This window comes from Faecousia intestinalis, assembly GCF_040096185.1.
Taxonomy (GTDB): Bacteria; Bacillota; Clostridia; order Oscillospirales; family Oscillospiraceae; genus JAZOXB01.
In genome coordinates, this window is record NZ_JBBMFF010000192.1 from 1 (window position 1) to 5,736 (window position 5,736).

Here is a 5,736-nt window from a genome sequence, read left to right on the forward strand (position 1 = left end):
GCCATTCAAAAGTGCCTGCAAGGCCCTCTCAGTCACCTTCGGTGACAGCTCTCCCAGTGGGAGAGCCAAGGACGCTTTGCTCCTCGGAATGACACGAAAAGGCGGCGCTTGCCATTCTGGCGATGGCCTGAGCTTATCGTCAGCACCTTTCCTGCCCTTTTCTGCCCAAATTTTTCTGCACACCCCCTGTGCAATGTGCAGAAGTTTCCTGTTCACAGATTTTTGCCCGATTTTTCCGCACAAGCCCTGTTCAGAACGCTCTCTTTTTTCCACAGCCCCATGTGCATGGCCGCGCATTGGGATTTCAGGGCTTGCGGGACTTTTGCACATAAGTTTTGCCTACGGACTACGAATACTAAAAATTATCCTACCTATCTTCTCAGATAGAGAAAGCGAGTGTTGTTATGAAGTTTACCTGTGAAAAAGCGCTGCTGGTCTCTGCCCTGTCCGTTGCGAGCCGCACCGTCGCACAGAAGAGCACCATTCCCTGTCTCGAGGGCGTGCTTCTCCGGGCGGGCGTCGCGCTGCAGCTCACGGGCTACAATCTGGAAACGGGCATCACCGTCCACGTCGGTGCCCAGATCCAGGAGGCAGGCTCGTGCGTCATGCCCGCTCGCCTGTTCTTTGATATCGTCCGGAAGCTGCCGGATGAGATGGTCTCCATCACCGTCGACCACAAGCAGCAGGTCTCCATCCGTGCAGGCGCGGCCTTCTTCCAGATCACGGCCATGGATTCCGAGGACTATCCCGAGCTGCCGGACGTCAACGGCAAGAGCGGCGTGACCATGCCGCAGTCCGCGCTGAAGGCCATGATCTCCGGCACGATCTTCTCCGTGTCCGAAAATCAGGCCCGCCCCATCCAGACCGGCTGCCTGATGGAGGTCACGGAGGATTCCGTCACCATGGTCGCCGTGGACAGCTTCCGGTTGGCCCGCCGTACCTGGCACACGGAAAACGCCGCGAACCATACCCTGAAATTCGTCGTCCCCGCCGCCGGCCTCAAGGAGATCGAGCGCATTCTCGAGGACTCCGACGAGCCCGTTACCTTCACGCTCGGCGATAAGCACATCCTTTTCTCCATCGGCGACGCCCTGCTCGTCAGCCGCGTGCTTGAGGGCGAATTCATCGACTGGCGCCGCGTTGTCCCCACAAACTGCGGCACCGTCCTCACCGCGAACGTCGCGGAGCTGACCTCCTCCATCGAGCGCGTCAGCCTCATCATCTCCGAAAAGGTCAAAAGCCCCGTCCGCTGCGTCTTCGGTGATAATATGGCCGACTTCCGCACGGCGAACACCATCGGCTCCGCGCACGACACCTGCTCCATCGCCGGGAACGGCGGCGAACTGGAGATCGGCTTCAACAGCCGCTACCTCCTCGATGCGCTGCGCGTTATCCCGAGCGAGGAGGTCACGCTGGAGCTGCAGAACGGCCTGAGCCCCATCGTCTTCACCCCGTGCGACAAAAAATATGACTTTGCCTATATGGTCCTGCCGGTCCGCCTGCGCAGCAACAGCTAAGACCGGATGAACGTTCCTTTTCTTGTCAGCAATATCCTCTCCGGCGTGGGCATGTGCGCGATGCTGGCAAGCACCGCCCTGCGCAGCCGGAGAAAGATCCTCGCGGTCCAGTCCGTGAACCACGCCCTTTCCATGGCGGCCTGCTCGCTTTTGCACGGCTGGAGCGGCGCGGTGCAGGAGGCCGTGAACCTCGTGCGTGACCTCGCCGTTCTGCTGTTCGGCAAATTGAACCGCTTCTGGCAGATCTTTTTCGTGGCGGCGGCGCTGGGACTCGGCGCGGCGGTCACGTTTGCGGGAGGCTTTCAGTGGTACGGCCTGCTTCCCGTTCTGGCCACGGCCCTCTATTCCGCCGTCGTCGTCCACCCGCGGTGCAATGCCCGCTGGATCAAGGCCTCTACGGCCGTCTGCACGATGATGTGGGCGGTCTACAGCCTCTTTATCCGCAATTATGTCTACGTTCTGACGAACGTCATCACCTCGGCCTCCGCCGTCCTTTTCCTGCTGCGGAGCCGAAAGCAAGGAGAAACAACCGTATGAAAGTTCGTGTCCGGCGGGTGTCCGCCGAGGATGTCCCCGTGGCCATCACCACGGAATTTATCAAGCTGGAGAGCTTTTTGAAGCTGGCAAACGCCGTCCCGTCCGGCGGCATGGCGAAAAACTTCATCCAGAACGGCGAGGTGCTCGTCAACGGCGAGCCGTGCACCATGCGCGGCAAAAAGCTCCGTCCCGGCGACGACGTCCGGTTTGACGGCGTGACCTACTGCGTCCGCGCCGCGCATGCAGATTGACCGCCTCAGCCTGCGCGGCTTCCGGAATTACGAGGATGCGCAGGCGCAGTTCGTCCCCGGCGTGAATCTCCTCGTCGGCGGGAACGCCAACGGCAAGACGAACCTGCTCGAGGCCGTCAGCTATCTCTCCACGGGCCGCTCGTTCCGCACCCGCCGCGAGGCGGAGCTCATCCGCTTCGGCGCAGACTTTGCGGAGCTGCGCGCGCAGGTGCAGTCGCAGGAGCGCACACGCGAGCTGCGCGCCGTGCTGTTTACCGGCAGGCGGCCGCGCCAGCTGTGGCTCGCCGGGGTCAGGCAGCGCAGCCGCGCCGCCCTTTCCGGCGTGCTCACGAGCGTGCTGTTCTGCCCGGAGGACCTTATGATCCTCAAAAAGGGCGCGGCCGGCCGCCGCAGGCTTATGGACGGCGTCATCTGCCAGCTCCGCCCGAATTACGAGGCCGCGCTGGCCGAATACGGCCGCCTGCTCGACCAGAAGTCCGCCCTGCTGCGCGAGCGCTATGACAATCCCTCCCTCCTGCAGGTCCTGCCGGAGTATGACCTCCGCATGGCCCAGACGGGCGCGCTCGTCATTTCGTACCGCGCCCGCTATGTCAAGGCGCTGGCGCAGGAGGCCGCGCGCTATCACCGGGAATTTTCCGGCGACAGCGAGACGCTCGAGCTGACCTACCGCACGGTCTCGACCGTGACGGATCCCTTTGCCCCGCCCGAGACGCTCTGCGCCCAGCTGCAGGAGCATCAGCGCAGCCACGCCCGCGCCGAGCTCGAGAGCGCGCAGTGCCTGTCCGGCCCGCATAAGGACGACTTCGAGGCCGTCATCAACGGCCTGCCCGTGGCGCAGTTCGCCTCGCAGGGGCAGACGCGCACGGCCGTCATCTCTCTCAAGCTTGCCGAGCGCGCCCTGCTGCGGCAGGGAACGGGCGAAACGCCCGTGCTGCTGCTCGACGACGTGCTGTCCGAGCTGGATGCCGGGCGGCAGGACTTTGTTTTGAACCAGCTCCGCGAGGGGCAGGTCTTTATCACCTGCTGTGAAACGGACCGCCTGACCAGTCTCGGCCAGGTGCTGTCCATCCGCAGCGGCACCATCGGAGGGGCGCAGTAATGTATCTATCCATCGGCGGCGATATGGCCGTGCGGGACCGCACCCTCATCGGGATCTTTGATCTGGACAATACGACCTGCTCCCGCGACACGCGCGCGTTTTTAACGGCCGCGGAGCAGGGCGGTCAGGTGGTCGACGTCTCCGGCGCATTGCCGAAGAGCTTCCTCCTGACCGAGGAATTCGGCATGGACCGCGTGTATCTCACGCAGTTCAACGCGGGAATTCTGGAAAAGCGCATGGAACAAAAGGAGAACACAATTCATGTCTGAAGAACTGCTGAATACGACTGTGGAACAGGAATACGACGCCTCACAGATTCAGGTCCTTGAGGGGCTGGAGGCCGTCCGGAAACGTCCGGGCATGTATATCGGCTCGACGTCCGCCAGCGGCCTGCACCATCTCGTCTATGAGATCGTGGACAACGCCATCGACGAGGCCCTCGCGGGCTACTGCACCCACATCACCGTGACGATCAACCCAGGCGACACCATCACCGTCACCGATAACGGCCGCGGCATCCCCGTGGACATTCAGGCCCAGACCGGCCGCCCCGCGCTCGAGGTCGTCTATACGGTCCTGCATGCGGGCGGCAAATTCGGCGGCGGCGGCTATAAGGTCTCCGGCGGCCTGCACGGCGTCGGTGCGTCCGTCGTCAACGCCCTGTCCGAGTGGCTCACGGTCGAGGTCCATAAAGAGGGCAAGATCTATCAGATGAAGTTCGCCCGCGGCAATATCACGCAGGAAATGCGCATCATCGGCGATACGGACAGGCACGGCACCATCGTCACCTTCAAGCCCGACCCCGAGATGTTCGACACCCTTATCTACGACTACGAGACGCTCCACACCCGTATGCGCGAGCAGGCCTTCCTGAACGCCGGCCTGCGCATCGAGATCGCCGACCGCCGCATGGAGGACGGCCCGTCCGACTCCATGTGCTACGAGGGCGGCATCCGCGAGTTCGTCCTCTGGCACAACCGCCACAAGACGCCTCTGCACGAGGAGGTCGTCTATATGGCGGGCGTTCGCCGCGACGCCGAGGCAGAGGTCGCCCTGCAGTACCACGACGGCTATAACGAGACCATCGTCTCGTTTGCCAATAACATTCACACGCCGGAGGGCGGCATGCATGAGACGGGCTTCAAAACGGCCCTGACCCGCGTGCTCAATGCCTACGGCGTGAAGACCGGCGTCATCAAGACCGACGCCGATAAGGTCTCCGGCGAGGATTGCCGCGAGGGCTTGACCGCCGTCATCTCCGTGAAGCTGACGGACGCCCAGTTCGAGGGCCAGACGAAGGCCAAGCTCGGCAACGCCTATATCCGCACCCTCGTCGATTCTATCGTCAACGAGCAGCTGTCCACCTATTTTGAGGAGCATCCTGCCGTCGCCCGCATCATCCTTGAGAAGGCCATGACGGCCAACCGCGCCCGCGAGGCCGCCCGCAAGGCCCGCGAGTCCATCCGCCGCAAGACGGCGCTCGGCGGGGCGGCCATGCCGGACAAGCTGCGCGACTGCAACGAGACGGACGCCAGCCTGACCGAGATCTATATCGTCGAGGGCGATTCCGCAGGCGGCTCGGCCACGCAGGGCCGCGACTCCCGCTTCCAAGCCATCCTGCCGCTGTGGGGCAAGATGCTCAATGTCGAGAAGGTCCGCGAGGACAAGGTCATCGGCAACGACAAGCTCCAGCCCGTCATCACGGCCCTCGGCGCGGGCATCGGCGAGGAATTCCACCTCGATAAGCTCCGCTATCACAAGATCATCATCATGGCCGATGCCGATGTCGACGGCAGCCATATCCGCACGCTGCTGCTGACGTTCTTCTTCCGCTATATGCGCCCGCTCATCGAGAACGGCTATGTCTATTCCGCCATGCCGCCCCTGTATAAGCTCACCCGCGGCAAGACATCCCGCGTCGCCTTCTCCGACGACGAGCGCGACCGCATCTCCGCCGAGCTCCGCGCGGACAATCCCAATGCCAAGGTCGATATCTCCCGCTATAAGGGCCTCGGCGAGATGGACGCCCACGAGCTGTGGGAGACCACCATGGACCCCGAAAAGCGCACGCTCAAGCAGATCCGCCTTGAGGACGCCGTCAAGGCCGATGAGATCTTCACCCTCCTCATGGGCGAAAAGGTCGAGCCGCGCAAGGAATATATCGAGCAGAATGCAAAGTATGTCGTGAATCTGGATTATTGATTCTGTTTCCGGGCCTGTCCCTGCGCCCCGGCGAATGCGACAGGCTCCCAGACTTGTCATTGCGCAGCTTGGCTCTCCCTTTGGGAGAGCTGGCGGCGCAGCCGCCTGAGAGGGAAAATCAGCCCTCCCC

6 protein-coding genes are annotated in these 5,736 nt (G+C 62.8%); all 6 read left to right on the forward strand.

Features of this window, described 5'->3' with window-relative positions; all coding sequences use genetic code 11:
- The first annotated feature begins 404 nt into the window (after window positions 1-404).
- The 6 genes from dnaN to gyrB are packed head-to-tail and all read left to right on the forward strand — an operon-like array spanning window position 405 to window position 5,606.
- Entirely contained in the window at window positions 405-1,517 is a 1,113-nt protein-coding gene (gene dnaN / locus WMO66_RS06190; RefSeq protein WP_349135521.1) for a DNA polymerase III subunit beta, read from the forward strand.
- Window positions 1,518-1,523: 6 nt separating this feature from the next.
- On the forward strand, window positions 1,524-2,054 hold the full coding sequence (locus tag WMO66_RS06195) for a YgjV family protein (protein WP_349135522.1): 531 nt from the start codon (window positions 1,524-1,526) through the stop codon (window positions 2,052-2,054).
- Window positions 2,051-2,305, forward strand: coding sequence for a S4 domain-containing protein YaaA (yaaA, locus tag WMO66_RS06200; protein WP_349135523.1), 255 nt, complete (start codon window positions 2,051-2,053; stop codon window positions 2,303-2,305). The genes WMO66_RS06195 and yaaA overlap by 4 nt, the downstream gene beginning before the upstream one ends.
- Entirely contained in the window at window positions 2,295-3,404 is a 1,110-nt protein-coding gene (recF, locus tag WMO66_RS06205; protein ID WP_349135524.1) for a DNA replication/repair protein RecF, read from the forward strand. The genes yaaA and recF overlap by 11 nt, the downstream gene beginning before the upstream one ends.
- A complete protein-coding gene (locus tag WMO66_RS06210; protein WP_349135525.1) occupies window positions 3,404-3,673 on the forward strand; it encodes a DUF370 domain-containing protein in 270 nt (89 codons plus the stop codon). Before recF ends, WMO66_RS06210 begins: the two co-directional genes overlap by 1 nt.
- Window positions 3,666-5,606, forward strand: coding sequence for a DNA topoisomerase (ATP-hydrolyzing) subunit B (gene gyrB, locus WMO66_RS06215; RefSeq protein WP_349135526.1), 1,941 nt, complete (start codon window positions 3,666-3,668; stop codon window positions 5,604-5,606). Before WMO66_RS06210 ends, gyrB begins: the two co-directional genes overlap by 8 nt.
- Window positions 5,607-5,736 lie beyond the last annotated feature (130 nt).